The organism is Muriicola sp. (genome assembly GCF_049669965.1).
Taxonomy (GTDB): Bacteria; Bacteroidota; Bacteroidia; order Flavobacteriales; family Flavobacteriaceae; genus Muriicola.
Map to the genome: position 1 here is coordinate 1 of NZ_JBATLB010000047.1, position 3,005 is coordinate 3,005.

The following is a 3,005-nucleotide window of genomic DNA, read 5'->3' on the forward strand; positions in this document are numbered from 1 at the left end:
GTACAGAATACAATGCGCATGATTACGGAACTTGTACAGGCCAATAAACAATTCGATTGGGCCATTTATCCCGATAAGAACCACGGTATTTCCGGCGGGAATACCAGACTACAGCTGTACACTAAAATGACCAATTTTATCAAAGACAATCTATAACCAAACCAGTAAATAATTATGGCAACAACAAAACCAGCAACTCAAAAGCAGCTTTTTGGACATCCTGTCGGACTTTATATATTGTTTTTTACAGAGATGTGGGAACGCTTTTCCTACTATGGAATGCGTGCTATTCTGGTGCTTTACTTAGTGGCACAAACCACTGAAGACAATGCCGGACTAGGATGGTCTAACGGGGAAGCTCTAGCTTTATATGGCTGGTATACCATGTTGGTCTATGTGGCCTCCATTCCCGGAGGATGGATCGCAGATAAATTTCTAGGACAAAAAAAGTCGGTCTTGTATGGCGGAATTCTTCTGGTAATTGGTCATAGTGTATTGGCAATAGAGCAAATGTGGGCTTTTTATTCCGGTTTAGGATTCATAATTGCAGGTGTTGGCATGCTAAAACCTAATATTTCCACAATGGTGGGAGGTCTCTATAAACAAGGAGATATCAGACGGGATAAAGGATTTACAATTTTTTATATCGGTATTAATGTGGGAGCATTTTTATCCAGTTTAATAGTGGGTACTGTTGGAGAAATTTATGGGTGGCATTATGGTTTTGGATTGGCCGGAATTGGTATGGCTCTTGGTCTTCTTCAGTATGTTTATGGACAGAAATATTTAAAACATGTAGGTAACTTTTTAGGAACCTCTGAAAATAAAATTGAAAAGGAGGCTATGGATAAGCCTTTGACCAAAATTGAAAAAGATAGAGTGGTAGTCCTCTTCATTTCATTTATTTTGGTAATTATTTTTTGGGGCGCCTTTGAGCAGGCAGGTGGATTAATGAATTTATACGCCTCAGATAAAACCAATAGAATATTATCTTTTTCCTTACCCTTTATTGGGAATGAAGTGCCGGCGTCCTGGTTTCAATCCTTGAATGCCATGTTTATCATTTTTCTTGGAACTTCGGTGGCAGGGTATTGGGCAAAACGTAAGTTGAAAGGAAAATTATCAACTGGTTTGTTTAAGATGATTTTGGGGCTCATTATTATGGGAACTGGCTTCTTCTTTATGTCAGCTGCGGCCGTAGAATACAATGATGATGGTTCATCTGCCATGTATTGGTTGGTGCTGGCTTATTTATTTCATACTGTAGGAGAGTTGTGTATTTCCCCCGTGGCCTTATCTTATATAACAAAATTAGCACCGCTTAAATATGCTTCTTTTATGATGGGAATCTATTTTGCCATGACTGGTATTGGAAATAAGTTGGCCGGACTATTAGGGGAATCTGCTTCACAATTCGGGGAATTAGCTGTCTTCAGTGGCATTGCTATTTTTTGTATCATTTTTGGATTTATGGTTATGTTATTAAGAAAGAAATTAGAAAAATTAACACATGGAGCTGAAGATGATGAACATGTTATAACGGCAGATGAAGCTTGATACTTAGCGCTTCTGGAGAATTAATTATACATTCTCTTTTGATTTATTGTGAGGTAACAACCATAATTAATAACAATCAAATCAATGAATACCGATATTGAGAATCTTTTCAAGGACCGGGTACTGGGACATCCTGCCGGGCTATTCGTTTTATTCTTTACGGAAATGTGGGAACGTTTTTCCTTTTACGGAATGCGGGTTCTGCTGGTGCTGTTCCTTACCGCACCCATTATAGGCGATAACCCGGGATGGGAATGGCCCAGAGAACATGCACTGGCACTTATTGGCACCTATGCTTCCCTTTTGTACTTAACACCTATCCTTGGAGGGTACGTTGCAGATAAACTTATAGGCTATAAAAAGGCGATCATCATTGGATGTGCTGTGATGACGCTGGGTCATGCCTGTATGGCCATTGAAACAGTGTGGTCTTTCTATGTGGGCCTTGCCCTTCTGATCATTGGAACCGGGTTTTTCAAGCCTAATATTACTTCGGTGATCTCCGAGATGTACCGGGGAAAGGAATCCAAAAAAGATGGTGCCTATACGATTTTTTATATGGGCGTAAACGCCGGTGCCTTCTTTGGAATGATGCTTTGCGGGTACCTGGCTGAAAATTACGGCTGGTCCTGGGGATTTGGCCTGGCCGGGATCTTTATGTTCTTTGGCATGCTTCAGTTCTGGCTGGCAGGTGATCTGTTTGGAAAAATAGGAGATAAGCCTTTAAAGGCTTCAGAAATAAATGATGATGTGGATGAACTTGAGGTAGAGGAGAAACTCAATCCTTTTACAACGATCGATTTTATATTGATTATACTTTCTTCTATCGGAGGGTTATTATACCTTTTCTATGATCCGCTTTCGAAGATTCAGAATGTTAATTTCCTGGACTTCATTGTGATCGAGAATTTTAATTTATTTGGCTTTGTTATTGGTGATATAACCGCATCAACAGCAAATATAATTGTTGCACTATTCCTATTTCTAATTCTTATCATTAGTCGGACCCTAAGGTATACCAGGTTGGTGCGGAACAGGATCTTTGCGGTTTTTATTTTCGGGATATTAACAGTGATCTTCTTTGCTACTTTTGAACAAAACCTGGGCACTATGACCATCTTTGCCCGTGACTATACAGACAGGACCCTTACAGGTTCTGCTTCCTTAATTTTCAAAATCGTTGATGCACTCCTCACCACGGTGCCTATGATGATCATTACATGGGTACTATACCTGCTCTTTAAAAAGACGTACTCAAGAATACCCTTTTCAAATATTTTTTTAGGAATGGCATTTCTGGGGATCTGGGGGCTGTTGATCTTTCGCCTCTATGAAAAATTCGCTCAGGAAGGGAATGAGGTAGAGGCCAGTTGGTTCGCTATTCTAAATTCATTCTTTATCATAACTCTGGCACCTCTGTTCTCCAGATGGTGGGAAAGTAAATACAA

The 3,005-nt window shown here is 39.9% G+C and carries 3 protein-coding genes; all 3 read left to right on the forward strand.

The window, feature by feature from the left end; translation table 11 throughout:
* A partial coding sequence (locus WBM49_RS02790) for a prolyl oligopeptidase family serine peptidase (protein WP_424370541.1) occupies nucleotides 1-156 on the forward strand: 156 nt, incomplete at its 5' end.
* Between the two features lie 18 nt (nucleotides 157-174).
* Entirely contained in the window at nucleotides 175-1,557 is a 1,383-nt protein-coding gene (locus tag WBM49_RS02795) for a peptide MFS transporter (RefSeq protein WP_424370539.1), read from the forward strand.
* Nucleotides 1,558-1,641: 84 nt separating this feature from the next.
* On the forward strand, nucleotides 1,642-3,005 hold a 1,364-nt coding region (locus WBM49_RS02800), incomplete at its 3' end, for a peptide MFS transporter (RefSeq protein WP_424370540.1).